The following is a 25248-nucleotide window of genomic DNA, read 5'->3' as shown; positions in this document are numbered from 1 at the left end:
GCGCTCCCGCTTATTGCGCCGAGGAGGCTGATTTGTTGCCGCTGGCGTCATGCTTGCGGCGCTTGCTCTTGCCGCCGGCATCGCCCGCCGCGTCCGGGCGGGCGGTCACCACCTTCACCTTGGCGCCGTCGCGCAGCTTGTCCAGGCCATCCACCACCACCTGCTGTCCGGGCTTCACCCCCTCCACAATGATGGTGTTCTCGCCGGATACCGGGCCGGTCTGCACCTTGTTCACACTCACCGTTTCATCGGCGTTGAGCGTGTACACAATGCTGCCGCCCTTACCCAGTTGCAGCGCCACCGTGGGCACCACGACCGCATCTTTCTGATTGCCCAGCTTCAGATGCACATTGACGAACTGATTGGGAAACAGCGCGTCGTCCTCATTGGCAAAGCGCGCCTTGAGCGCCACGGTGCCCGTACTGGCGTTGAGCTGGTTGTCGATGGCCAGCAACACGCCTTCGGCCAACTTGTTGTGGTTGTCGCGATCCCAGGCCTCCACCGCCAGCTTGCCGCCGGCCTCCTTGCTGGCCTTGAGCACCGAGGTCAGGCTGACCTCCGGCACGGAGAATTGCACATTGATCGGGCGGGTCTGGGTGATCACCACAATGCCGTTGGCGTCGCTGGCCTTGACGATATTGCCCGGATCCACCTGACGCAGGCCAACACGGCCGCTCACCGGCGCGGCGACGCGGCTGTAATCCAGTTGCAGGCGGGCGCTGGCCACCGAGCCCTGATCCAGCTTCACCGTGCCCTGGTACTGCTTCACCAGCGCATCCTGCGTATCCACCTGCTGCTTGGCAATGGAGTTTTGCGCCAACAGCTGCTTGTAGCGAGCCAGATCCTGCTGGGCATTCAGCAGCAGGGCCTGATCGCGCAGCAACTGCCCCTCGGCCTGCATCAGGCTAGCTTGGTAAGGACGCGGGTCGAGTTCAGCCAGCAACTGCCCCTGCTTCACCATCTGCCCTTCCTCGAAATGCAGCGCCTGCAGCTGACCATCCACCCGGCTATGCACCGTCACCGTATTGAGCGCGCTCACCGTGCCAAGCGCGGTCAACTGCAAGGGCGCGTCGGCCTTGCGCACCGGCGCGGCCGTCACCGCCATCACCCCGCCTTTGCGCGGATTTTTGGCGTCATCGGCGGAGCCGGGCTTTTTCATCCACCACCAACCACCTGCAACGACGGCAAGAAGGAGGACGATGATGATGTTGCGGCGGGAAGGGCTGGAGGCGGCGTCGGTCATGTCGGCGAAAAGGGGCGGAACCCGCAAATGAAAGCGTTGATCAATGCGCCCGGACCAGGCGCGACAGCATGGAATGCAGCGATGATAGGGCCGGATTGTTGCACTGCCTATGGGCAACATGTTTAGAGTTGTTAATCCTGCCAGCCTTATCCGGCAAGGCTTTCAGCCAAGCTGTCGCAAAACGGCGACAGCACTTAAAAAAAAGCCCGCCTCCATCCGGAAGCGGGCCCTTGGCAACAGCGATCAAATCTGACAATCAGAACAACAATTCCTTCACGTTCTCCACCGCATCCTTGGCGGCGGGCGCATTGTTGTCCTTCGGCGCGTTGTCGTCGGCGGGAACATCTGCGCTGTCGCTGCCCGGCACCGAGCCTCGGTTGTCGATTTTCAGTTCCGGATTGGTCTTCTGGAACTCTTCGTAGTAGTACTCGTCGCCGCCGCGCTGGCCGGCGCCCGCTTTCACCACCAAGCCTTGTGGCACCGGCAGCTCGATCTCGGGCACACCCTTGAGCGCATTGGCCATGTAGTTCATCCACACCGGCAAGGCGGCGGTACCACCGTAACCGTAACGGCCCAGCGAACGCGGCTGGTCGTAACCCACCCAGGTGGCTGCCACCAAATTGGGGTTGAAGCCGACAAACCAGGCGTCCTTCCAGTCGCTGGTGGTACCGGTCTTGCCCGCCAGGTCCATGCGGCCCAGACTCATCGCCTTGTAAGCCGTGCCGTAGCGCACCACGTCTTTCATCATCGAGGTCATGATGAAGGCATTGCGCGGATCAATGGCCTGCTGGGCGTTCTGCCCGGCGGTGGCCGGCACGGTCTTGGCCAGCACGCGGCCCGCCTGATCTTCGATGCGATCAATGAAATAACCCTTCACGCGGTAGCCGCCGTTGGCGAACACCGAGTAGCCCTCAGCCATCTGCAACGGCGTGGCCGCCCCCGCGCCCAGCGCCATGGTCAGGTACGCCGGATGCTGTTTGGCCGAGAAGCCGAAGCGGGTGATGTATTGCTGGGCGTAATCCGTGCCGATGGCCATCAGGATGCGCACAGATACCAGGTTCTTGGACTGGGTCAGCGCGCGGCGCATGCTGATCAGACCGGCGAACTTGCCGTCATCGTTCTTGGGCTCCCACGCCGCCTGGCCCGGCTGGCCCGGCACGGTCAGCGGGGCATCGTTGATCATGGTGGACGGCGTGATGCCGCGCTCCACGCCCGCCGAGTAAATGAAGGGCTTGAAGGTGGAGCCCGGCTGACGCCAAGCCTGGGTCACGTGATTGAAGCTGCGGCGGTTGAAATCAAAACCGCCCACCAGCGACTTGATGGCGCCGGTGCGGGTATCCATGGAGACGAAAGCGCCCTCCACTTCCGGCATCTGCACAATCTCCCAATAGCCTTTTTCATGTGCGCGGATGCGGATCACCGCGCCGCGGCGGATCTGTTTGTCGGCCGCCAGCTTGGCGCTCAGCCCGCGACGGGCGAAGTCCAGCCCAGCGCCCTTGATGACCGCCACCTTGCCGCCACGCATATAAGCACGCACTTCGGACGGGCTGGCGGACAGCACGATGGCGGGCAACATGTCGCCACTGTCGCGTAATTCAGACAGTGCGTCGTCCAGCAACTCCGTCTGATCCTCGCCCTCTGCCGCCGACAAGTCGACATAACTTTCCGGCGCGCGGTAGCCCTGCTTGCGATCGAAATCCACCAAGCCGGCGCGCAGCGCGTCATAGGCCCACTGCTGGTGATGACTGTCCAGCGTGGTGTACACCTTGAAGCCTTCGGTGTAGGCCGCGTCCTTATAGCGTTCGTACATCGCCTGACGCACCATTTCCGCCACGTACAGCGCCGGCTGGTTGCCGTCCACCGCATTGCCCGCCAGCTTCAACGGTTCATTCACCGCCGCCTGGTACTGCTCTTGGGTGATGAAGTTCAGCTCGCGCATGCGGCGCAACACATACTGCTGACGCAGCTTGGCGCGATCCGGATTGACGATGGGGTTGTAAGCGGAAGGCGCCTTCGGCAAACCAGCCAGCATGGCCATTTCCGCGACGCTCAGGTCATTGATCTGCTTACCGAAATAGGCTTGGGCCGCAGCCGAAAAACCATAGGCGCGTTGTCCCAGATAGATCTGGTTGAAGTACAGCTCCAGAATCTGATCCTTGGACAGCGTGTGTTCGATCTTGAAAGCCAGCAATGCTTCATTAAACTTCCGGGTGAAAGTCTTTTCACTGGACAGGAAAAAGTTTTTCGCCACTTGCATGGTGATGGTGCTTGCCCCGGAACGGGCGTGCCCGGATACAATATTGCCCACCGCGGCGCGCAGCACACCAACATAATCCACGCCGCTGTGCTGATAGAAACGCTCGTCTTCGGCAGCCAGCAGCGCCTGCTTCATCAGCTGCGGCACCTCATGGATGCGAGCGAAAGATCGCCGCTCCTCGCCGAATTCTCCGATCAATTGGTTATCAGCGGAGTAGACCCTGAGCGGAATTTTCGGACGGTAATCCGTCAGCACATCAAGACTTGGCAAACGCGGGTAGGTTATGATGATCGCAATGGCAGCGGCACCCGCTACCAGAACGGCCCCACCAATGACCAAGCCGGCCAGAATCGCAAGCAGTCGTTTGAACATAATTAGAATAGGCTTTCGGAAGAAAGCGGATTATAACGTCTTGTGAATGGATGCAAGACTAAACATTGACCGCGGCAGAAGGAAATCTGCCGCACTAGACCTAATTCGGGGCCTTCACTGATGCTATCCGACAAACTAGGGATCGGGACCAACTGGCTGGACAATCTTGGATTGGGGAAGTCCAAGAATGTTCCCTTGCTCGGTCTCGACATCAGCAGCACCTCCGTCAAACTGGTGGAGCTATCCCGCTCCGGCAAGAACTACCAGATTGAACGCTACGTTATTGAACATCTCCCCAAGGATGCCTTGTCTGAAGGCAACTTGGTAGACATCGAGGGCATCGCCGACGCCATCCGCAAGGCATGGAAGCGTCTGGGCAGCTCCACCAAGAATGTCGCCATCGCCATTCCCACAGCCATGGCCATCTACAAGAAGCTGCTGGTGCCGGTGACGCAATCGGACGACATGGAAGGCATGATCGAATCCGAAGCCAACCAGATCATCCCCTTCCCGCTCGACGAAGTGAATCTGGATTATCAAGTGCTCGGTCCCTCGCCGGGCAGCGTTGACGATCTGGAAGTGCTGCTGTGCGCAGCCCGCAAGGAAAAGGTGGAAGAGCGCGTCGCCGTGGTGGAAATGGCTGGCCTGAAAGCCCATCTGGTGGATGTGGAATCCTTCGCCATGATGACCGCCTTCGAGCAGATCCAGCAGCAATTGCCTGATCACGGCATGAATCAGACTTTCGCCCTGTTCGACATCGGCGCCACAAAAATCCACTGCAACGTCATCCGCAACGGCCAGCAAATCTATTATCGGGAACAGGCTTTCGGCGGACAACAGCTCACGCGCGATATCCAGCGCCGCTACGGCATCAGCTTTGAAGAGGCGGAGAACGGCAAGCGCAGCATGGCGATGCCCGACGGTTACGAATCCGAACTGCTGCACCCCTTCGTTGACTCGTTGGCTCAGGAAATCCAGCGTGCGCTGCAATTCTTCTACACCACCGTCAGCGTGTCGCAATACCTGCGCGTCGACTACATCCTGCTGGCAGGCGGCTGCAGCATGCTGCCGGGCCTGGACGACGCAGTCGCTTCTCGCACCCAGATCAGCACCATGATCGCCAACCCATTCACCACCATGGTCCAATCCAGCGGCATCCGCCTCAAGGACCTGCTGCTCGACGCACCGGCGCTGCTGGTTGCCTGCGGGCTGGCCATGAGGAGGTTCGACTGATGATCCGCATCAACCTCCTGCCTCACCGTGAACAGAAGAAAGCCGCCCACAGGCTGCGCTTCCAGATTTTCATGGGCGCGTCCATTGCTGCGGCACTGCTGCTGGTAGCGCTGACCTATCTGATCTACGACAGCCGCATTTCGCGGCAAGAAGCGCGCAACCAGTTCCTACAAGGCGAAATCAGCAAGCTTGATCAGCAGATCAAGGACATCGGCACGTTGAAAAAGCAACGCGACGACCTCTTGAACCGCAAGCAGCTGGTGGAGCGTCTTGAGCAGGGTCGCAACCAGAGCGTTTACGTTTTCGACCAGTTGATCCGGCAAACCCCGGACGGCGTCTACCTGAAAACCTTCAAACAAACCGGCAATGATTTTGCGTTGTCCGGTTACGCGCTCTCTGGTGCCCGCGTGTCCAACTACATGCGCACGCTGGCGCAATCTTCCATCTTCACCAATCCGGTGCTGGTGGAAGTGAAGGCCAGCATCGTCAACAACCAGCGCGTCAGCGAGTTCAGCCTCGTCACTTCGCTGAAGCCGGCTCAATCCGCTGCCAGCGCGCCCGCAGCCCAAGTCCCGCCGCAAGGACCGAAGCCATGACCCTAGACGAATTCCGCAATCTCGATCCAAAGGACATGCCCAACTGGCCCTTGCCGGCCCAGGCTATCGTCATGGTCCTTATCGCCATCTTGCTGATGGCCGCCGGGTACTTTCTGGTGCTCAGCGATGAAATGGACAAGCTCGAAAGCGCCAAGCAACAGGAAGAACAGCTCAAACAGACCTTTGTCGACAAAAAGCGCCAAGCCGTCAATCTGGAAGCCCTGCAACAGCAACTGAAAGAAATCCAGGTTTCCTTCGGAGCCCTGCTCAAGCAGTTGCCCACCAAGTCAGACATGGACTCGCTGCTGACTGAGATCAACCAGGCCGGTATTGGACGCGGTCTGCAATTCGAGCTGTTCAAGCCGGGCAACGAAATCAAGACCAGCGAAATGGCGCAAGTGCCGATCCAGATCAAGCTGACTGGCAGCTACTCCGACCTGGCGGCATTCGTCAGCGATGTGGCCCAGTTGTCACGCATCGTCACCATCAGCGACATCGGCCTGACTCCGGGTCAGGGCAAGGATGCGGCCAGACTGACAATGGACGCCACCGCCATGACGTTCCGCGCGCTCGAACCCGAAGAACGCCTGGCGGCCGCCGGCAGCCTGCCGCCGAAGAAGTGAGCGTGAGACAGACACCATGAAAAGAACTCTCGCACTGCTTTGCCCCCTGCTGTTGGCCGCCTGCGGCGCCAGCGACACGGAAGACCTGCGCGAATGGACCATCCAGAAAAGCCAGGGCCTGCGCGGTCAGATCGAACCCTTGCCGCAAGCCCAGGTGTATCAGCCATTCGCCTACAACGCCTTTGATCTGCCCGACCCCTTCAACGCCGCCAAGCTGCAGATGGGCAAGAAACAGAACATGGCCAATGCGCCCGACTTCAAGAGGCCGCGCGAAGCGCTGGAAAACTACGACCTCGACAAATTGAAGATGGTGGGCCTGCTCAAGCGCAACGGTGTCACCTACGCGCTGATCCGCACCCCGGAGAGCAGCGTCTACCGCGTTCAGCCCGGCAATTTCATCGGGCCGAATTTCGGCCAGGTCAAACGCATCACCGAGACTGAACTCACGCTTTCCGAAACCGTGGAAGATCTGAACGGAGAATGGGTACAACGCGAAACCAGCATGTACCTGGATGAACAAGGGCAGAAATAATGAAGAACTCCATCAAACTGTTGTCGGGACTTGGCCTGTCCTTCGCATTCACCCTTGCCCAGGCTGGCGCCGCCATCACTGCGATCGATATCGCCCAGACTGACGGCGACGCCCAATTGCTGCAGGTTACTTTCGACGGCCCGGCGGTCAAGCCCAACAGCTTCGCCATCGCCAACCCATCGCGCGTAGCCTTCGACTTTGCCGACACCAAGGTGAAGTTGCCCAAGAGCTTCATTGATCTGGGCAATCCGGTGGTGAAGTCCGCGGTGGCGGTGGAAGCCAATGGTCGTTCTCGCCTGGTGCTGAATCTCTCCCGCAATGTCACTTACACTTCCAGCGTCAACGGCAACAAGCTGCTGGTAAAGCTGGGCAATACCGCAGTCGACGCCAAACAAAGCGCGACGCCGGTGGAGCGCCCGGCAGCTGAAACCGCTCAAGCCGTTGCAGCAACCGCCGGCACGCCGCTGGGCCTCGACTTCCGTCGCGGCAAAACCGGCGAAGGTCGTGTTGAAATCGCCCTGCCATCCGACTCCACACCAGTGGACATTCGCCGTGAGGGCAAGAATCTGGTGGTCGACATCACAGGGGCCAACCTGCCGCGCTCATTGGAGCGCCGCATGGACGTCACCGACTTCGCCACGCCGGTAGACAAGGTGATAGGCCTGAATCAGGGACGCAACAGCCGCATTCTGATCCAGCCTAACGGCGACTGGGATTTCTCTTCCTATCAGACCGAGCGCAAGCTGGTCGTGGAAGTGCGCAAACCCACCGTCGAGGCTTCGGCCAACGGCAATGGCAACAACAATGCCAATCCGCTCAATGTCAAACCGCAGTACAAGGGCGACAAGCTCTCGCTGAACTTCCAGAACATCGAAGTGCGCACCGTGCTGCAGGTCATCGCGGAATTCACCGGCCTCAATATCGTCACTAGCGACTCGGTCGCCGGCAACATCACCTTGCGCCTCAAGGATGTGCCGTGGGATCAGGCACTGGATCTGATTCTGCAAACCAAGGGCCTGGATCAGCGCCGCAACGGCAATATCATCAATATCGCGCCGCGTGATGAATTGCTGGCGCGCGACAAGCAAGTGCTGGAGGCCCGCCAGCAATTGTCGGCGCTGGAACCGGTCCGTTCTGAAACCTTCGTGCTCCGCTATCGCTCCGCTGAGGATTTCAAGAAGATTCTCGAAGGCGACAACAGCACCGGCAAGAAGGACACCATCCTGTCCGAGCGCGGCAGCGCTTTGATCGACCCCAAAACCAATACGCTGATCATCAACGATACCCAAACCACCATCGACAAGATCCGCGACCTGATCACCAAGACCGACATCCCCGTCAAGCAGGTACTGATCGAAGCCCGCATCGTAGAGGCCAATGAAAACTGGAGCCGCAACCTGGGCGTCAAGCTGGCGGTGGCGCGCGTCTCCGGCGGCACTGCTCTCGGCGGTACGCTGTCAGACGCTACTACGGCATTCAATGTCGGTCGCGGCTTATCAACAGATAAAGTACCGCTGAATACCGGCGTTAACCTGCCGCTCTCCGGCGCCTACAACTCGATTGCCGCCGTCTTCGGCGCTGGCAGCCGCGCCGCCATTGGTCTGGAAATCGACGCCCTGCAAACCGAAGACGCCGGCAAGGTGATTGCCAGTCCGCGCATCATGACCGCCGACCGCATCGCCGCCAGCATCGAACAGGGCACGGAAATTCCTTACCAGGAAGCCAGCTCCAGCGGCGCCACCACCGTTTCCTTCAAAAAAGCGGTGCTCAGCCTGAAGGTCACCCCGCAGATCACCCCGGACAACCGCGTGGTGATGCAGGTTGAAATCAACAAGGACACGCCCAACACCACGTTGCTGGTGGGCGGCACGCCTTCCATCGATTCCAAAAACGTGAAGACGCAGGTACTGGTGGAAAACGGCGGCACGGTGGTCATTGGCGGCATCTATCAGCAAACCGTGGACACCACCGTCAACAAGGTACCAGTGCTGGGCGATGTCCCCTTCCTTGGCGCGCTGTTCCGCAGCAAAGCCGAGAAGAACAATCGCTCCGAACTGATCGTTTTCCTCACTCCGCGCGTGGTGGAAGATCTCAACCTCAGCAACCGCTGACAGCGCAGACAGATACCATCCGCATCAGCTACAATGCCTGCCATGGAAAACATGGCAGGCAATTTTTTTCTGGTGGGTCTGATGGGTGCCGGCAAGACCACCGTCGGGCGCGCACTGGCCCGAAAAACCGGAAAAACCTTTTACGATTCCGATCATGAGATCGAGGCGCGCACCGGCGTTCGCGTCGCCACCATCTTCGACATTGAAGGCGAATTGCGCTTTCGCGATCGGGAGTCCTCCGTGATTGCCGATCTGGTCCGCATGGACAATATTGTGCTCGCCACGGGCGGCGGCGCCGTGTTGCGCGAAGAAAACCGGCAAAATCTGGCCAGCCATGGCACCGTTATTTATTTGCGCGCCGGCATCGACGATCTGCTGGCCCGCACCCAGCACGACAAGAACCGCCCGCTGCTGCAAATCGCCAATCCCCGCGCCAAGCTGGAAAGCCTGTTCCAAGAACGCGACCCGCTTTACCGCGAAGTTGCGGACATCGTCATCGATACCAGCCAGCAAAACGTGAACCTGCTGGTATGCCGCTTGCTGGACCAGTTGCAACCGCCCTCCTCCGGAAACCGCCCCTGACATGATTACCCTCGATCTGACCCTGCCCGACACCCGCTACCCCATTCATATCGGCCACGGATTGCTGGACCAGATCGAACTGCTGCTGCCGGCCCTGCCCATTCCACAAGCGGCCATCATCACCAATGCCACCGTTGCCCCGCTCTATCTGGCGCGCTTGCAGGGGGCGCTGGAGGCCAAGGGCGTGCAAGTGATGCCGGTCGTGCTGCCCGATGGCGAAGCGCACAAGGACTGGCAAACGCTCAATCTGATTTTCGACGCGCTGCTGGGTGCCAATGCCGAGCGCAAGACCACCCTGATCGCCTTGGGCGGCGGCGTTATCGGCGACATGACCGGCTTTGCCGCCGCCTGCTACCAACGCGGCGCACCGTTCATCCAGATTCCCACCACCCTGCTGGCGCAAGTGGACTCCTCGGTAGGCGGCAAGACCGCCATCAACCATCCTCTCGGCAAGAACATGATTGGTGCGTTTTATCAGCCCAGACTGGTGCTGGCCGATATGGCGCTGCTGAGCACGTTGCCGGACCGCGAGCTGTCGGCGGGGTTGGCCGAAGTGATCAAGTACGGTCTGCTCGGCGACGAGCATTTCCTCGGCTGGCTGGAAGACAATATGGCCGCGCTACGCGCTCGCGACCCTGACGCGCTGCAATACGCCGTGCGCCGTTCCTGCGAAATGAAAGCAGAGATCGTCGGCCAGGATGAAAAGGAAAACGGCGTTCGCGCGCTGTTGAATCTGGGTCATACCTTTGGTCACGCGATCGAGACCGGGCTGGGCTATGGCAAGTGGCTGCACGGTGAAGCCGTAGGCGCCGGCATGGTGCTGGCGGCGGAAGCCTCCCGCCTGCAGGGTTGGCTGGGCCAGGCGGAGGTGGCGCGCGCCACGCGCCTTATTGCCGCCGCCGGCTTGCCCACCCTTTCGCCGGATCTGGGTTTCGAACAATGGCTGGCCTATATGGGTCATGACAAAAAAGTACAATCCGGTGTAATTCGCTTCGTGCTGCTGAAGTCCCTTGGCCAGGCTGTCATTCAAGCCGGTCTGTCTGACGATTTGCTGCGCGAACTCCTGTCCGGTCCCTTCATCCAGCGCTGAGCCGTTCCCCTCCAGGAAGCCTCCGCAAGCGGGGGCTTCTGTCGTATTCTCACAAACCGCTTGTCCTAATTATTTTGTTAAGGATTTCTACGGATTGCCGCAATAATCAACCCGCCGAATAATCGATGGATAACACCAAGCAAACAACATCGAGAGTCCTGGAGGGAAGCGCAGTGGAAATACTCACGGCAATGACGGCAAGTTTTGGCTTGATGGCGGGCTACTACGGGTTGCGTAGTGCCTGGCGGAAAGCGACATACAAGAAGCCGCGCGCTCGCGGCATTGATCCGGTAGGGGAAGCGGAAGTATTTCTGGCCTATGGCCGAAACCGGGACGCCGTGCGCGTACTGAAAGACGCGCTGCGCGACGAACCGGACAATCTGGCTGCCAAGGTGGCTCTGCTGCGCGCCTATTCGTCCAGCAGCGACAGCAAGGCCTACTGCTCATTGGCACGCGATGTGCAGCATCAAGTGAAAGACCAGCCGGTCTGGCACACCATTCAGGAGAACGGTCGACGCCTGGCCCCGCAGGATCCCCTGTTCGCCGCCAAGGCCTGAACCTCGCCGGATACCCATGAAAAACGGCCGCCTGCCAAAGCAGCGCGGCCGTTTTTCTTTGTCTGAACGCCTTGTTCCGCTCAGCCTTCCGCCGCTTCGGCAAACTGCAGGCTGTGCAAGCGCGCATACAGGCCGTTTTGCTCGATCAACTGGCGATGGGTTCCCGCCTCCGCGATCTCCCCCTGATGCATCACGATGATGCGATCCGCGTTCTCGATAGTGGAAAGCCGGTGCGCAATCACAATCGTGGTGCGATCTTTCATCAGGTTTTCCAGCGCCGCCTGCACCAGCCGCTCGGACTGCGTATCCAGCGCAGACGTAGCCTCGTCCAGAATCAACAGCGGCGCGTTCTTCAGCAAGGCGCGGGCGATGGCCAGGCGCTGGCGCTGGCCACCGGACAGACGTACGCCGTTTTCGCCGATCAGGGTATCGAAACCTTGCGGCATCGCCTCAATGAACTCCAGCGCATTGGCGGCGCGAGCCGCTTCCACCACCTGCTCGCGCGACACGCCGCGTTGCAGGCCGTAAGCGATATTCGCAGCCACGCTATCGTTGAACAGCACCACGTCCTGACTCACCAGCGCGATGTGCCGACGCAGATCGCGCAGGGGGATGTCCGCCAGCGGCACGTCGTCCAGGGTGATAAGACCGGCCTGCGGCTCGTAGAAGCGCGGGATGAGGCTGACCAGTGTCGTCTTGCCGCTGCCGGAGGAGCCTACCAGCGCGACGGTTTCGCCGGGGGCGACCGCCAGATTGATATTGTTGAGAATCTGTCGCTCGGCCTGAGGGTAGCGGAAGCTGACCGCATTGAACGCCAGGCGGCCCGAGGTGGCCGGCATGGCGCGGGCGCCCGTGTCGGGCTCGCCCGGTTCATCCAGAAACTGGAACACGCTTTCCGCCGCCGCCAGACCCCGCTGCATGGCTTGCGAGATGCCGGTGATGCGCTTCACCGGTGCAAACAGCAGCATCATGGCCGTGAGGAAGGACATGAAATCACCGGCGGTAAACGCGCCATGCTGGGCGCGCATGGCGGCAAAGTACAGGATGGCGGCCAGCGCACAGGCAATCATCAATTGGGTGACGCCGGTGTTAGCCGAACTGGCGGCGCTTTGCTTGACCGCATTGCGGCGAATGGACAGCGCTGCCTCATTGAAGCGCTGCTCTTCGTAGGATTCGCCGCCGTAAACCTTGATCACCTTCTGACAATCAACGGCCTCGCCCAGAATTTGCGTCAGGTCCGCCATATGCTGCTGGTTCTCCAGCGCCAGACTGCGCAAGCGCTTGGCCACGATACGCATGCAAACCGTCACAATGGGCAGCACCAGCAGACAGATCAGCGTCAACTGCCAGTCTATCCACAGCAACCAGGCCAGGAGACTGATAGCGGTGACGCCATCCTTGACGGTAACGGTAATGATATTGAAGCCGGCCTCGGTCACCTGGTTCACATCGAAGGAAATACGCGACACCAGGCGGCCGGACTGATTGTCGGCGTAATAATGCACCGGTAAGCGCAGCATCTTGGCAAACATCTCCCGCCGCAATTGCTGCACCAGATGCCCGGCCAGCCAGCTTGACGTGTATTCATTGATGAAGCTGGAAATGCCGCGCGCGACAAACACGCCCACAATGGCCAGCGGCACCCAGACAATCACTTTGGGGTCTTTATCGACAAAGCCGCCGTCTATCAGCGGTTTCATCAGGCGGGCAAAGGCCGGTTCGGTCAGCGCGGCGATGGTCATGGAAACCAGCGACAGCAGGAAAACCTTCCAGTACTGCCACAGATAGCCAAGCAGACGGCGGTAGATGCGCCAATTATGTTGGTTCATGAGGTATTCCGTTAAACGTTGGCCGAAGCGTCGGGCCGCATGGCGGGACAAAGATCGGTCCAGTCTGCGCCTTGCTCCAGCGCGGCGGCCAGATGCTCGCACAATTCCGACTTCTTCTGGAAGGTATTGTTGTAGCTGATGCCGCCGATGTGGAACCAGCTGCCATCCACCATTTCCACAGTGGCGGCTTCCCCGGTGACGGGGTCGGTAACCGGGACAAACTCATGCGCGGCCATGCGCAGCGACCCGGGCTGGAAATGACGGTACACCGATGGCCAGTTGCGGCCGCCGGTATCCAGATCGTTGCCAAAGTCGTACATGAAATTGATGCGGCGGCCCTGCGCGAAATCAAAACGGAAGGCGCAATAGCCGGCCCAGAACTGCCAGGACCAGGGTTTGGCCGAATTGTAACGCCCATAGATGGGCTGCTCCGCCACCTGTGCGGGATAGGGATTGGGCAGCACCGGAATCATGTCGTGATCGATGAACATGAAGCTATCCGGCTGCAGGCGCAACACCACATTACGGTAAATCCAGTTCATGGCCAGCCCATGCGAGCGGTTAACGTGCCGGGTCTTGCCCGGCGGCAGGCTCAGATAGGCCACGCCATGGCTTCGGCAAACCTCGGCAATGCGCTCGCGCATCGCGGCTTCGCGCGAGTTGTCGAACACCAGCATTTGCAGCCCAGGCACATTTTTCGCCGCCAGCGACAATTGCCAGTTGAGCGCCCAGGGTTGCTCGAAAGCCACCACCAGACCCAGATGACGCCCAGTCGCCTGTGCGAGGAAAGCCTCCAGCCCCTGCGCCGGCTTGCCATTGTAAAAAGCCTGCCAGACATCATTGCGTGTTTGCTTCCAGGCGTCCGACAAGGGCAAAGCCTGCAGCCACTCGGGCAGGGTGTATTTGGCCAGATCACGCATCGCGCTTGACCTCGCTCGCTTCGCCGCGCAATGCCAGTTCGGCCAGCACCGCGCCGGCGGTAAACAGGAAAATGTGCAACATATGGTCCTTATTGATGCTTTCCATCATCATCCGCCCCAGATAGCCGGCAGTGACCAGCATCAGCGCCAGACCCAACGCATCCTTGCGGCTGCGGAAGGCGCGAAAGCCGCGGTAAATGAACACCAGGCACAGCGCCGCCCACAACAGGACGCCGATCAGTCCGAGACCAATGCCGAAATCGATGAAACCGCTATGGCTGTGCGCCACGGTATTGGGATGGTAGCCCTTGTATTGCAGTGCCAAACCGAAGGTATTGCGGGCAAAACCGTAACCCAGCGGATTGTCGCGAATCAGATCCAGCCCGCTATGAATCCAGGCCACGCGCTCGTAGGCGGAGCCGTCCACCGGCTGACCATTGCTCATGTTCGGCAAAGGGGCAATGCGCAACCACGCTTCAGTCCGCTGGTAGTGCCAGCCGGCGTCGACGGATTCGAAAAACGCCTTGTTGCGGCTGTCCTGATGAATGGCGAAAGCGATAACGCCGACAATACCAACCAAGAGCAAGGAAGCGATGGTCAAGGTCCGCTTCCAGCCAAAGCGAAAACCTTCGAACACCGTATAGATAATGAAGATCGACAACACCAGATACACCATGCCGATCATCCCGTTGCGCGCGCCCGCTCTCACGCTGGCAAGCAAAATGATCAGCGCACCCAGTATCAGCAGCCACTTGGGCAGCCGGCTGAAACGCGGCCCCCCCGCATTGCCGAAGCAGAATACCGCTGCAATAAAACCCAGCACAAAATTCATGAAAAAGGTGAATTCCAGCTTGGTATCCGTGGTGAAAGTCTCCGCAAACGGCCATACGCCTGTCGTCACCAGTGAAACCAGACCATGCGCCAGCTCTACGCTGGCCAGCATAACGCCAGCCAGAATCACCATGTCCGCCACTGAAAGGCCCCGCCAACGGCGGAACAGGATCAGGCCGGCGGTAAACCATAAACCACCTACCAGCAGCTGATTGTAGAACTCGCCAATAGAGCGATTGAACCAGTGCGACAAGAGAAATGTGTGCAGCAAGGCATAGGCAAGAAAGCCCCACACGGCCAGCAGAGGAGCCTGCTGCTCGCGCCACAGGCGTTGAACACTGTGGCGCTCCAGCGCTGCAAACCCCAGCAACAGCACCAGAATCGTATAGCGCAAAGCGATGGTGTGCGACACGCTGGCCAGCGTCAGGAATACCAGACTCAGCGCCGCCACCAGGTAATCATTCCAGCGCAACGCCGGTTTGCCGAAGTCAGGCAGACTCATTCAGCAACTCCTCCAATACGTTCATGACATCGTCAGGCCTTGTCACCGCCATGCACTGCGGCTTGCGGCACTGTCCTTCCCCGGCGCCCACAGTGCGATAGCAGCGCATTGCCCAGTCGGTCTGACGGTAATGCATATCGCGCTGGATGCGGCAGGGAAACCAGGCCGGGCCTACGCCCAGACAGGGGGTGGCGCTGAAAAAACGGCTGGCGCCGAACAGGGTTTCACTGCCCGGGCCGAACAGCATCACTTGCGGCGCAGCGGCAATCTTGGCCAGGTGCGCTACGCCGGTGTCCGGGCAAACCGCGGCGCGCGCGCCGTGCAGCAATGCACGCAATTGCACCAGACTGAGACAGCCCGCCATTGTCGCGTCCTCCGGCTCAGGACCGATCTCGTCCACCAAGCGCTCTTCGCCGGGCCCGCAGGACCAGACTAGGGTCAGTCCCCTGGCGCGAATGCGGGTGGCCAGCGCCCGCCAGTTGTCGGCAGGCCAGTAACGGGTAGGCGAACTCGCGCCGACATGCAGCACGACATAAGGTTGGCCGAAGACCGGGAGGCTGACTTCATCCAGCGGCCAGTCGGCAAGACTGAAGGGCTTGGGATCCGGCCCCGCTACCAGGCTGGAGGCGGTATCAGTCCAGGATTCAGGCACCGGGCTGTACGGGATGGCTTCGTCCAACAGCCAGTTCTTGTAGGCCGGTGCTTCGTCGGCAAAGCCGATGATCCAGCGCGCGCCGATGGCCCGCGCCAGAAAGGACAAGCGGTTCTCTCCGCTCAGAAAGGCGAGGTCAAAACGCGGCATGGCGAACAAGCGGCGCACCGAGGCGAAATCGCGGGGATGCCAGCCGATGGCCTCAACACCATAGGGCCGGCTGCGGTACAGGCTCACCTGCCCCTGCGGGCAGGCCAGCACGATCTGGGCGGCAGGGTAACGCTCGCGCAGTTTGGCCAACAGGCTGGTGGCCATCAAGGCGTCGCCCAGCAAAAACTGATGCAGCACCAGAATACGCCGTACTGTCTCTTCCGCGGGACGCCGCCGCAGCCACTGCCAGGGCAAGCGGCACAACAGCGCGGCGAAAATCAGCAAACGACCGGGCAAGCGACGCTGCTTCTTCATGCGCTCTCCTCCCACACCGCGTCCACCGCTTGCCACACCTGATCCACGCCGATGCGCTCAATGCATTCGCTGCGCCAACCACCGCCGCAACCGGCGTTGCCACACGGCCGGCAGGGCATGGTCAGCGATACCACGCGGTGCGGCACCCGCCACGGTCCCCATTCGATATCGCCGGACGGGCCGAACAGCGCCACGCAGGGGGTTTTCATTGCCGAGGCGATGTGCATGGGCACCGAGTCCACGCCGATGTAGAGCCGCGCCTGGTCAATGGCGGCAGCCAGCTCTTTCAGGCTTAGCTCGCCGGCCAGACTGGCCACCGGCCGCGTCAGGCGCGACTGGATGTCCGCCAGCATGGCCATTTCCTCCGGGCTGGGCGCGGCGGTGAGCAGCACTTTGCGTCCGGCGGCAGTCAGCCTGTCCACCAATTGGGCCATATTGGCGGCCGGCCAGCTCTTGAATAGCCAACGGGACGTGGGATGCACCAGCACGTACTCGCCGGCGCGCAAACCCAGCTTGTCGAGCTTGGCGGCGAAAGTGGCTTCGGCATTGTGGCCAGGCACCAACGTCAGCTCGCGCTCGGCTTCCGCCGGATGCGCGCCGATGCGACGCAGCGCATCCAGATGGATCTCGATGGTGTGGCGGCGGTTGCCCGGCACTTGCAGGTAGCGATGGGTGAAACTCTTGCGGAAGAAACGGCCATAGCCGCCGTCCGGCCCCACGCGCCAGCGCGCGCCCAAGAGGCGCGCATACCAGGCGCCGCGATTGTGTTCGGTGAGCGTGATCACCAGATCGTAATCGCGCGCGCGCAACCGGGACAACAGCGCCCACTCGGCGCGAAGTTGGCCGAAGGGGCCCAATTTCTTCCAGTGGCGGTCGATGGTGTGCACCTCACGGATGGCGGGGTGCAGCGTGAGCATTTCCTGCGTGTCGCGGTATACCAGCGCGTCGACCTCCATAGCCGGCGCTTGCGCCTTGAGCGCGGAGAACACCGGCGAGGTCAGCAGAACATCGCCGTGGTGGCGCAGTTTGATGATCAGCGCGCGCCGGACTTGGGAAAGGTCGATCTGGTCTTGACTCATGTTTCTGTCGGCCAAAGCCGTTCATTCAGTAGGCCTGCGTTGCCTGACGCGGGGTCATCACAGCAAGGCCTGATAATGTCGGAGCATCAGCGCGGCCATGGCGCTGAGCGTCAGCGGCTCGGCCGCCTCCCGGGCGGCGGCCCGCCAGGCGGGCCAGCGCTCGCGGTCGGCCAGCCAGGCTTGCAAGCCCAGTTGCCATTTGTCCGGCTCGGCGACGCTCGCCACCCAGCCGTTGACGCCGTCCGCGACAAACTCGGCAGCGCCGCAGGTATCACTGGTGAAAACCGGCAAACCGGCGGCCATCGCCTCGACGCACACATTGGGAAAGGGATCATACAGCGTAGGCAGGATAAAGGCATCCGCCATGCCATAGAAGGGTTTGACATCCTTCTGCGCGCCGACAAAACGCACCCGTTGCGCCACGCCCAGCGCTTCGGCCAACCGTTGGTAACGCCCGGCGCGCTTGTCGTGCCCCACCACTACCAGGTGCAGCTCGGGCAAGCGCCGCAACTGCTCCAGCGCGCGGGCCACGCCCTTGCGCTCAAAGCCGGAACCGACATACACCAGCAGCGGCGCGGCTTCCGACACATGCCACTGGGCGCGCATGGCGGCGCGATGGCGGCTGAGATCGGGATGGAAAGCGCTAGTGTCCACGCCGTTGTACACCACGGCGAAACGTTCGTCCGGCAGACCAAAGTCCTGCTGGATTTCCCGTTTCACCATCTCGGAATTGCAAATCACCAGCCGCATGCGCGGATGGCGGAACATGGCGGCCTCGGCGCGCTGCACATAGTGGTGGTAAGGGTTGCACCACAAGGCGAAACGGCCCCAGGCGGAGAGATGACGACGGCGCAGCTGCAACCAGCGGCGGTGCACGCCATCGCCGGCGCGGAAGATGTCGCAGCCGGGAATGCGCTCGTGCGATTGCACCAGATCGAAACCCTCGCGCGTCCACAGCCGGCGCGCAGCGCGGGCAAAACTCCAGTCCCGCCACAGGCTGCCCAGGTAAAAGGGGCTGATCAGCAAAGCGCGAATGCCGTCCACCTGCTCCCATTTGCGGGCAATCAGCGACACCTCCAGCCCGCCCTGCTCGCGCAGCGCAGTCAGTGCGCGGCTGACGAAGCGCTCCGCGCCCCCTGCGGGATTGTATTTCTGTCTGACGATGGCGAGACGGGTCATGCGAAAACGACGCTCCTGACGGATGTGATGCTGCGGGGGCGATAGAACGCCAAACGGCAGACTGCAAGGCAGCTGCCGTTTGGGAAGGCCGGGAAAGCCAGCGGATCAGTCACCCGGACCGGCATTCAGCAATTGCAAAAGATCGGCGATTTTATCAGGGTCTTCCGAACGCAGCATGCGTCCCGCAATCGGGGCGATGTCGTCCAGATGGGTATTGAGCACCACCTGCTTCACCGACAGCAGGCTGGACGGGTGCATGGAAAACTTGCGCAAGCCCATGGCCAGCAGCAGTCGCGTCAGGCGCGGGTCACCGGCCATTTCGCCGCAGACGGACACCGGCACATTGCCTTTGATGCCGGTGCGGATGGTGTGCAGGATGAGCTTGAGCACCGCCGGGTGCACTGGATCGTACAGATGGCTGACCGAATCGTCGTTGCGGTCGATGGCCAGTGTGTACTGAATCAGGTCGTTGGTGCCGATGGAAAGAAAATCCACATGCTTGAGGAAGCTGCCCACCACTAGCGCGGCGGAGGGGATTTCGATCATGGCGCCCACTTCCACGTCTTCGGCAAACCTCTGGCCTTCCTCCTTCAGCTCTTGCTTGGCGTACTCCACCTGGGCGATGGCCTGCTTCAATTCGCCCAGAGAGTTCACCATCGGGAACAGGATCTTGATCTTGCCGAACACCGAGGCCCGCAACAACGCGCGCAGTTGGGCGCGGAACATCAGCGGCTCGGCCAGGCACAGCCGGATGCCGGTCAGGCCCAGCGCCGGATTGTCGGCCACATCGTGGTTCAGCCACTTGGGGTTCTTGTCCGCGCCCAAATCCATGGTGCGGATGGTGACCGGCTGGCCTTTGAGCGCCTCGGCCACCGTGCGGTAGGACTCGAACTGCTCATCTTCGGTGGGCAGGGTGTCGCGGCCGAGGAAGAGAAACTCGCTGCGAAACAGGCCCACGCCCACCGCGCCGGAATCGCGCACGTCGTCGACGTCCTTTGGCAGTTCGATGTTGGCCAGCAGCTCCACCGGCGTGCCGTCCTTGGTCTGGGCGCTGGACTTGCGGATGGAGGACAATTTGCGGCGAGCGTCGCGCCAGGCGCGCTGGCGGCGGCGGTACTCATTGAGCACCAGCTCGTCGGGATTGACGATCAGCACGCCCTGCTGGCCGTCGACGATGATCTGTTCGTCCTCACGAACCAGCTCCCGCGCCTGGTGCAGGGCGATGACCGACGGCAGGTCGAGGCTGCGGCCCAGAATCGCGGTGTGCGAAGTGGTGCCGCCCACATCGGTGACAAAGGCGGCGAAGTTGGAATCCTTGAAATAGGCCATGTCGGCCGGCGACAGGTCGTGCGCCACCAGAATGGTATCTTCCAGCAAATCGCCCGGCGCCGGCAGTTGCGGCGCGTGACCATCCAGATTCTTGAAGATGCGCTCCACCACTTGCAGCACGTCGTTCTTGCGCTCGCGCAGGTAGTCTTCTTCGATGGCGTCGAACTGCTCCACCAGCTGGTCGCATTGTAGCTTCAGCGCCCACTCGGCGTTGCAGGCCTGCTTTTCGATGATGTCGCGCGGTTCGCGCGAGATGGTGACGTCGCCCAGCAGCATGATGTGCAGGGACAAAAACGCGCCCAGTTCGGCGGGCGCGTTTTCCGGAATACTGCCCCAGAGCATTTCCAGCTCTTTGCGGGTGGCGCGCACCGCGTCGTCGAAACGGGTGACTTCGGCCGCGATCTCGTGATCTTCCAGCGAGTAGTGGGCCACATCGTCCATGCTGTGGGAGATGAGATGGGCGCGGCCGATGGCGATGCCGCCGCCGATGGCGACTCCATGCAGGATGATGTTCATCGCGCCTATCCTCCCTTGCCGGCCGCGCTTATTCGGCTTCGTCGAACCGGTTGTTGATCAGCGCCGTCAGCGCCGCCATGGCTTGTTCTTCGTCCGCGCCGCTCACGTCCAGCTCCACCGTGGCGCCCTTGGCGGCCGCCAGCATCATGACGCCCATGATGCTCTTGCCGTTGACGCGGCGGCCGTTGCGGGCAATGCCGATATCGCTCTTGAACTGGCTGGCCAGTTGGGTGAATTTGCTGGACGCCCGCGCATGCAGGCCGAGCTTATTGATGATCTGTATTTCAACGCGCAACATTGCCGTCCCCTGGGATGATGTAAAGCACGCCTTCCAGGCCGCCGGTGATGGCCTTGCTGACCACAATCTCAAGCGGCTGGCTGCTGTAACTGAGCGCGCGCACCAGCATGGGCAGGCTGACGCCGGCAACGGCCTCCACCTTGCCCGGGTTGATGAGTCGGCTGGCAATATTGGAGGGCGTGCCGCCGTACATGTCGGTCAGCACCACCACGCCGTCTCCCTGTTCCAGACCGGCCACCAAACGGGCTGCTTCAGCCAGCTTGAGGTCCGGGTCCTCGGCCTTGTCCACGCTCATCACGGCCAGATTTTCCGGGTCGCGGCCCAGAATGTGTCTGGCGCAGTCGCGCAAGGCGTCGCCCAGGTTGTAATGAGAAATCAGTAATACGCCAACCATGCCTCTGTCTTCTTGTTGTCCGTTCTTGTTTATTTACACCCTACCCTGATTCCCGGTCGGTGCGGAAGCCGCGTCCGGGACCGCTATTGTAACAGGCTCGTTTTCAATGCGCCGGTACCAGCTGAGTTTGCCGGCCAGCGACACCACGCTGCCGATGATGATCAATGCGGGTGAAGCCACATCATAAGCGGAAATCAGTGCCGGCAAGGTGCTCAGTGTGCCCACCACGGTACGTTGGCGCGCCGTGGTCGCCCATTCCACCACCGCCGCCGGCGTATCGGCTGGCTTGCCGTTGTGAATGAAGGCCTCGCACAACTCGCCGGCCATGGTCAGCCCCATGTACACCACCACGGTCTGGTCGGGCCGGGTCAGCGCAGGCCAGTCCAGGCTGATGCTGCCGTCTTTTTTGTGGCCGGTGACAAAGGTGACCGACTGGGCGTGATCACGATGGGTGAGCGGAATGCCGGCATAACTGGCCGCGCCGTTGGCCGACGTGATGCCCGGCACCACTTCGAAAGGCACGCCGTGTTCCGCCAGGGTTTCAATTTCCTCCCCACCGCGCCCGAAGGTGAACGGGTCGCCGCCCTTCAGCCGCAGCACCCGGCGGCCCTCCTTGGCCAGCCGCACCATCAGCAAATTGATGTCTTCCTGCGGCAGGGTATGGTTGGCGCGGGATTTACCCACATGAATGCGCTCGGCGTCGCGCCGTACCAACTCCAGAAGCTCCGGCGCCACAAGGTTGTCGAACAACACCGCATCGGCCTGTTGCATCAGCCGCAGGGCGCGAAAGGTCAGCAAGTCGGGATTGCCCGGCCCCGCGCCCACCAGATACACCGCGCCGGACGGACGATCGTCCGCTTCGGCCAACCTGCGCTCCATGTCCTGGCGCGCCATGCTCTCGTCGCCGTTCATCACGGCTTCGGCCAACGGGCCTTCCAGCACCGACTCCCAGAACGCGCGGCGGGCTTCCACCTCGCCAAACCGCGCCTTGACCCGGTCGCGGAAACCGGCGGCGAAACGCGCCAGTTGGCCGAAACCGGCGGGAATCAGGCTTTCCAGCCTCGCCCGCACCAGACGCGCCAGCACCGGCACACCGCCGCCGGTGGAAACGGCGATCACCAGCGGCGAGCGGTCGACAATGGCGGGCGTGATGTAGGTGGACAGCTCGGGATCATCAACCACATTTACCGGGATGCCCAGCGCCTGCGCGGCGTCGGACACCGCCCGGTTGACCTCGCGCTGGTTGGTGGCGGCCACCACCAGCCTCTGCCCGGCCGCCATATCAGCCTCGAATACGCCTTCACGCCACGTCAGCGCGCCCGCGTCGGCCATGCCGGCCAGTTCGGGCGCCAGCTGCGGCGCGACCACGGTCAGGCGCGCGCCGGCAGCCTGCAGCAAACGCACTTTGCGCAAGGCGACTTCGCCGCCGCCGACAACCAGACAGGGGGCTTCCTGCAGCTTCAGGAAGATGGGAAAGAAATCCATGAGGCACTCCGCGACAATCGCGTCAGCATACTGGAAATGTTGCGCAAATACGACGTCAAAGCCGCGCCGCTTGTGATTTTCATCAGTACAAACGCCCGACAAAATGCCATGATGATCTGAGAACCTGTGCAAAGCCGACCACGGCGCAGAAGCGGGGCCGTGCCTTGCGCACAGCCGGTTCTCCTGCCGTTTCGCCCTTGTCGGCGCGGCATTGAACAGCGTTCGGAAGAGCCTCCGCAAAACAGGAACGGAGGCCGCAACATCAATAGCGGGTGCGCGGGTGAAACAATACGGATACACAAGCAGGGGGATGGCATGCCTGACCGGGCTGCTGTCCGCGCCGCTGGCGCTGGCAACCGATAACGGCCACCTGCCCGGCGACTGGCAGGCAGCGGCCCTCTCGACAATGGCGGCCGGCATCTGGCTTGGTGCGACGCTGATGCGCCGTCATTACCATAAGCGCAAGACAGCGTCCTTGTGCTTCAGCGCGCGACAAACCGATGCCGCGCTGATCGTAGTGGCCGAGGACGGACAGATTCTGGCGCACGGCAAGGGTTGTCTGCAGCTATGGGATACCCTGCCCGAACATCTGAAAGACACAGGCCTGCCGGCTGCCTTGTGCGCAGACATCCTGCATCGCCGCATCGCCATGGGCAACGCCATCGACAGCCCGATGAGCACGCCCACCCGTCCCCATGCAGTGATCAACCTCATCTTGCTGCCGGGCAGCAGCCGGGTCATGCTGTTGCTGTTGCGCGATGTCTCCGCCAGCCGCCGTCAACTGCTGGATTACCAGCATCTGCAGGGGACGCTGCAGGGCGCGCGCCTGGGCCTCGTGCGCTTCGATCTGGACAAACGCGTGGTGCGCTGCTCGCCGCAAGCGCTGCACAATCTGCTCGGACTGCCTTCAGATTGCGACGAGATGCCGCTGGCCGACTGGATGGCGCTGCTGCATCCCGATGATCGGCCCATCCTGGAAAACGCGCTCATCGCCCCGCAAGCAGCGGCGGAGCGGCAGGTATGCCTGGAATACCGTCTGCGTCACCAACAGGAGCACTGGGAGTGGATCGAGCAACGCCTGCGGCTGCCTGAGCGCGGCGATGATGCGATGGAAGTCGTGTCCTTGTGCCAGGCCATCACCTCGCGCAAGTTGGCCGAAGCGGCAATGCGCAAGCGCGAACAGGAATTCCGCACGCTGGTGGACAACTCCACCGATATCATCGCCCGCTACGATCTGGACCTGCGGTGCCAGTTCATCAACCGCAGCATTGGCCGTTACTCGCCGCTGGTGCGGGACGAGCATATTGGCAAGCACATCAGTGAAAAAGGCTGGCCGGACAGCACGGTCGCGCACTTCATCGACGAATGCCGCCAGCTGATGCAAACCTGGGAGCCGCGCAGCTTCGAGCTGGAAGTGGCGCTGCCCAGCCGGCGCTTCATTTTCGAAACACGGCTGTTTCCGGAGTTCGACGTCAACGGCACCCTGACCAGCATTTTGACGGTAGACCGGGAAATCACCGATACCCTGCTGGCGCGCCGCCTGCTCAGCGAGGAAAATGCCGTGATGGAAATGATTGTGGCCAACCAGCCGCTGGCTGACGTGCTGGCGCAAATCTGCGCCATGATAGAGACACAGTTGGCCGACGGTATGTGTTCGGTGATGTTGCTGGACGACAGCGGACAGCATCTGCGCGTAGCCTCCGGCAAACAGCTGCCGCCCGGCTATCTGGCCTTGATAGAAGGTATCGGTATCGGCCCCGAGGTGGGCTCTTGCGGCACCGCCGCCTGGTGGAAGCGCACCATCATCGTGGAGGACATCGCCACCAGCCCGCTATGGAAAAACTACGCCGACGTGGTGCTGCCCTTCGGCTTGCGCGCCTGCTGGTCCACGCCCATCTTCAATACCGACCGCAAATTGCTCGGCACTTTCGCCATTTACTACCCGACGCCGCGCACCCCCAGCCCGGACGAAATGCGTCTGGTGTACCGCAGCTCGCACATCACGTCCATTGCCCTGCAACGCGACACGCACGAGCGACAACTCTATCGCTTGGCCACGCAGGACAGCCTGACCGGCATGCACAATCGCCGCCAATTCCTGGAACTGGCAGAACACGAACTGCGCCGCAGCCAGCGTTATCAGCAGCCGCTGGCGGTGCTGATGATGGATCTGGACCGCTTCAAGGGCATCAACGACCGTTACGGCCATGCCGCCGGCGACACGGTGATCGCCCGCTTTGCCGCCGTGTGCCGCGAAGTGCTGCGCGGCTCGGATCTTGCCGGCCGGCTGGGCGGTGAGGAGTTTGCCGCCGTGCTGGTCAACACGCGACCGGAACAGGCGGTACAAGTGGCCGAACGGCTGCGGGAAGCGGTAGGGGAAACACCGGTGGAAAACAGTGGCCAGCAAATCCGCTTCACCGTCAGCGTGGGATTGACCATGCTCACCGGCGAGGGGGACAGCATCGAAGACGCGCTCAAACGCGCCGACAAATTGCTGTACCAGGCCAAGGACAGCGGCCGCAACCGGGTGTGCCACGACGACAGCCTCGCCCTGCAGTAAAATGGCGGCTTTC

21 protein-coding genes are annotated in these 25248 nt (G+C 61.6%); 9 read left to right on the top strand and 12 right to left on the bottom strand.

The annotated features are described in order from the left end of the window. Nucleotides 1-10: 10 nt before the first annotated feature. Both Q0P52_RS10725 and Q0P52_RS10720 read right to left on the bottom strand, forming a co-directional pair. Nucleotides 11-1243 (bottom strand): MdtA/MuxA family multidrug efflux RND transporter periplasmic adaptor subunit, encoded by a 1233-nt coding sequence (locus Q0P52_RS10725; RefSeq protein WP_293761740.1) that lies wholly within the window; start codon nucleotides 1241-1243, stop codon nucleotides 11-13. A 256-nt stretch (nucleotides 1244-1499) separates the two neighbouring features. Continuing rightward, entirely contained in the window at nucleotides 1500-3698 is a 2199-nt protein-coding gene (locus Q0P52_RS10720; RefSeq protein ID WP_293813710.1) for a penicillin-binding protein 1A, read from the bottom strand. 369 nt (nucleotides 3699-4067) lie between these two features. Between Q0P52_RS10720 and Q0P52_RS10715 the strand changes: the two genes are divergently transcribed. The 8 genes from Q0P52_RS10715 (at nucleotide 4068) to Q0P52_RS10680 (ending at nucleotide 11196) form a co-directional block, all read left to right on the top strand. After that, nucleotides 4068-5105, top strand: a complete 1038-nt coding sequence (locus Q0P52_RS10715) for a pilus assembly protein PilM (protein ID WP_293761736.1) — start codon at nucleotides 4068-4070, stop codon at nucleotides 5103-5105. Then, nucleotides 5105-5701 carry a PilN domain-containing protein gene (locus tag Q0P52_RS10710; protein WP_293761734.1) on the top strand — a complete coding sequence of 199 codons (597 nt, stop codon included), beginning with the start codon at nucleotides 5105-5107 and terminating at the stop codon, nucleotides 5699-5701. Before Q0P52_RS10715 ends, Q0P52_RS10710 begins: the two co-directional genes overlap by 1 nt. After that, nucleotides 5698-6324, top strand: a complete 627-nt coding sequence (gene pilO, locus Q0P52_RS10705) for a type 4a pilus biogenesis protein PilO (RefSeq protein ID WP_293761732.1) — start codon at nucleotides 5698-5700, stop codon at nucleotides 6322-6324. The genes Q0P52_RS10710 and pilO overlap by 4 nt, the downstream gene beginning before the upstream one ends. Nucleotides 6325-6340: 16 nt before the next feature. Further along, a complete protein-coding gene (locus Q0P52_RS10700) occupies nucleotides 6341-6856 on the top strand; it encodes a pilus assembly protein PilP (RefSeq protein ID WP_293761730.1) in 516 nt (171 codons plus the stop codon). After that, a complete protein-coding gene (locus tag Q0P52_RS10695; protein ID WP_293761728.1) occupies nucleotides 6856-8967 on the top strand; it encodes a type IV pilus secretin PilQ in 2112 nt (703 codons plus the stop codon). The genes Q0P52_RS10700 and Q0P52_RS10695 overlap by 1 nt, the downstream gene beginning before the upstream one ends. A 33-nt stretch (nucleotides 8968-9000) precedes the next feature. After that, nucleotides 9001-9549, top strand: a complete 549-nt coding sequence (aroK, locus tag Q0P52_RS10690; RefSeq protein ID WP_293761726.1) for a shikimate kinase AroK — start codon at nucleotides 9001-9003, stop codon at nucleotides 9547-9549. A gap of 1 nt (nucleotide 9550) precedes the next feature. Further along, entirely contained in the window at nucleotides 9551-10639 is a 1089-nt protein-coding gene (aroB, locus tag Q0P52_RS10685) for a 3-dehydroquinate synthase (protein ID WP_293761724.1), read from the top strand. A 125-nt stretch (nucleotides 10640-10764) separates the two neighbouring features. Next, nucleotides 10765-11196, top strand: a complete 432-nt coding sequence (locus tag Q0P52_RS10680) for a pilus assembly protein FimV (RefSeq protein WP_293761722.1) — start codon at nucleotides 10765-10767, stop codon at nucleotides 11194-11196. Between the two features lie 80 nt (nucleotides 11197-11276). On the opposite strand, the gene msbA is transcribed toward Q0P52_RS10680, so the two are convergent. The 10 genes from msbA to cysG form a co-directional block, all read right to left on the bottom strand. Then, on the bottom strand, nucleotides 11277-13025 hold the full coding sequence (msbA, locus tag Q0P52_RS10675) for a lipid A export permease/ATP-binding protein MsbA (protein WP_293761720.1): 1749 nt from the start codon (nucleotides 13023-13025) through the stop codon (nucleotides 11277-11279). An 11-nt stretch (nucleotides 13026-13036) separates the two neighbouring features. Then, entirely contained in the window at nucleotides 13037-13945 is a 909-nt protein-coding gene (locus Q0P52_RS10670; RefSeq protein WP_293761718.1) for a hypothetical protein, read from the bottom strand. Next, nucleotides 13938-15278 carry an O-antigen ligase family protein gene (locus Q0P52_RS10665; protein ID WP_293761716.1) on the bottom strand — a complete coding sequence of 447 codons (1341 nt, stop codon included), beginning with the start codon at nucleotides 15276-15278 and terminating at the stop codon, nucleotides 13938-13940. Before Q0P52_RS10665 ends, Q0P52_RS10670 begins: the two co-directional genes overlap by 8 nt. Next, the gene (locus Q0P52_RS10660; RefSeq protein WP_293761714.1) at nucleotides 15265-16395 is read right to left on the bottom strand and encodes a glycosyltransferase family 9 protein; all 1131 of its coding nucleotides are present in this window, start codon (nucleotides 16393-16395) and stop codon (nucleotides 15265-15267) included. Before Q0P52_RS10660 ends, Q0P52_RS10665 begins: the two co-directional genes overlap by 14 nt. Next, nucleotides 16392-17474, bottom strand: coding sequence for a putative lipopolysaccharide heptosyltransferase III (rfaQ, locus tag Q0P52_RS10655; RefSeq protein ID WP_293761712.1), 1083 nt, complete (start codon nucleotides 17472-17474; stop codon nucleotides 16392-16394). Before rfaQ ends, Q0P52_RS10660 begins: the two co-directional genes overlap by 4 nt. Before the next feature lie 57 nt (nucleotides 17475-17531). Next, nucleotides 17532-18653: a glycosyltransferase family 4 protein gene (locus Q0P52_RS10650; protein WP_293761710.1), complete on the bottom strand. Its 1122-nt coding sequence runs from the start codon at nucleotides 18651-18653 to the stop codon at nucleotides 17532-17534. 105 nt (nucleotides 18654-18758) lie between these two features. Further along, the gene (gene ptsP / locus Q0P52_RS10645; protein WP_293761708.1) at nucleotides 18759-20498 is read right to left on the bottom strand and encodes a phosphoenolpyruvate--protein phosphotransferase; all 1740 of its coding nucleotides are present in this window, start codon (nucleotides 20496-20498) and stop codon (nucleotides 18759-18761) included. Between the two features lie 28 nt (nucleotides 20499-20526). Further along, the gene (locus Q0P52_RS10640; RefSeq protein ID WP_293761706.1) at nucleotides 20527-20796 is read right to left on the bottom strand and encodes an HPr family phosphocarrier protein; all 270 of its coding nucleotides are present in this window, start codon (nucleotides 20794-20796) and stop codon (nucleotides 20527-20529) included. Next, complete coding sequence (locus tag Q0P52_RS10635) at nucleotides 20783-21190, bottom strand: PTS fructose transporter subunit IIA (protein WP_293761704.1); 408 nt, start codon at nucleotides 21188-21190, stop codon at nucleotides 20783-20785. Before Q0P52_RS10635 ends, Q0P52_RS10640 begins: the two co-directional genes overlap by 14 nt. Before the next feature lie 33 nt (nucleotides 21191-21223). Beyond that, a complete protein-coding gene (gene cysG, locus Q0P52_RS10630) occupies nucleotides 21224-22675 on the bottom strand; it encodes a siroheme synthase CysG (RefSeq protein WP_293761702.1) in 1452 nt (483 codons plus the stop codon). A gap of 310 nt (nucleotides 22676-22985) precedes the next feature. Here cysG and Q0P52_RS10625 point away from each other — a divergent pair, with 310 nt between their 5' ends. After that, nucleotides 22986-25235: a diguanylate cyclase gene (locus Q0P52_RS10625; RefSeq protein WP_293761700.1), complete on the top strand. Its 2250-nt coding sequence runs from the start codon at nucleotides 22986-22988 to the stop codon at nucleotides 25233-25235. The last annotated feature ends 13 nt before the right edge of the window (nucleotides 25236-25248 follow it).

The organism is uncultured Aquitalea sp. (assembly GCF_945957525.1).
GTDB lineage: Bacteria > Pseudomonadota > Gammaproteobacteria > Burkholderiales > Chromobacteriaceae > Aquitalea.
This window is presented reverse-complemented; position numbering and strand designations above follow the sequence as displayed.

Bases quoted from the DNA above. Each gene is read 5' to 3' on its own strand.
- rfaQ (WP_293761712.1), bottom strand. From the start codon at position 17,474: ATGAGTCAAGACCAGATCGACCTTTCCCAAGTCCGGCGCGCGCTGATC.
- Q0P52_RS10635 (WP_293761704.1), bottom strand. From the start codon at position 21,190: ATGGTTGGCGTATTACTGATTTCTCATTACAACCTGGGCGACGCCTTG.
- msbA (WP_293761720.1), bottom strand. From the start codon at position 13,025: ATGAACCAACATAATTGGCGCATCTACCGCCGTCTGCTTGGCTATCTG.
- Q0P52_RS10640 (WP_293761706.1), bottom strand. From the start codon at position 20,796: ATGTTGCGCGTTGAAATACAGATCATCAATAAGCTCGGCCTGCATGCG.
- Q0P52_RS10650 (WP_293761710.1), bottom strand. From the start codon at position 18,653: ATGACCCGTCTCGCCATCGTCAGACAGAAATACAATCCCGCAGGGGGC.
- Q0P52_RS10710 (WP_293761734.1), top strand. From the start codon at position 5,105: ATGATCCGCATCAACCTCCTGCCTCACCGTGAACAGAAGAAAGCCGCC.
- pilO (WP_293761732.1), top strand. From the start codon at position 5,698: ATGACCCTAGACGAATTCCGCAATCTCGATCCAAAGGACATGCCCAAC.
- Q0P52_RS10680 (WP_293761722.1), top strand. From the start codon at position 10,765: ATGGATAACACCAAGCAAACAACATCGAGAGTCCTGGAGGGAAGCGCA.
- aroB (WP_293761724.1), top strand. From the start codon at position 9,551: ATGATTACCCTCGATCTGACCCTGCCCGACACCCGCTACCCCATTCAT.
- ptsP (WP_293761708.1), bottom strand. From the start codon at position 20,498: ATGAACATCATCCTGCATGGAGTCGCCATCGGCGGCGGCATCGCCATC.
- Q0P52_RS10625 (WP_293761700.1), top strand. From the start codon at position 22,986: ATGGCATGCCTGACCGGGCTGCTGTCCGCGCCGCTGGCGCTGGCAACC.
- Q0P52_RS10660 (WP_293761714.1), bottom strand. From the start codon at position 16,395: ATGAAGAAGCAGCGTCGCTTGCCCGGTCGTTTGCTGATTTTCGCCGCG.
- Q0P52_RS10670 (WP_293761718.1), bottom strand. From the start codon at position 13,945: ATGCGTGATCTGGCCAAATACACCCTGCCCGAGTGGCTGCAGGCTTTG.
- Q0P52_RS10700 (WP_293761730.1), top strand. From the start codon at position 6,341: ATGAAAAGAACTCTCGCACTGCTTTGCCCCCTGCTGTTGGCCGCCTGC.
- Q0P52_RS10695 (WP_293761728.1), top strand. From the start codon at position 6,856: ATGAAGAACTCCATCAAACTGTTGTCGGGACTTGGCCTGTCCTTCGCA.
- Q0P52_RS10725 (WP_293761740.1), bottom strand. From the start codon at position 1,243: ATGACCGACGCCGCCTCCAGCCCTTCCCGCCGCAACATCATCATCGTC.
- cysG (WP_293761702.1), bottom strand. From the start codon at position 22,675: ATGGATTTCTTTCCCATCTTCCTGAAGCTGCAGGAAGCCCCCTGTCTG.
- Q0P52_RS10665 (WP_293761716.1), bottom strand. From the start codon at position 15,278: ATGAGTCTGCCTGACTTCGGCAAACCGGCGTTGCGCTGGAATGATTAC.
- aroK (WP_293761726.1), top strand. From the start codon at position 9,001: ATGCCTGCCATGGAAAACATGGCAGGCAATTTTTTTCTGGTGGGTCTG.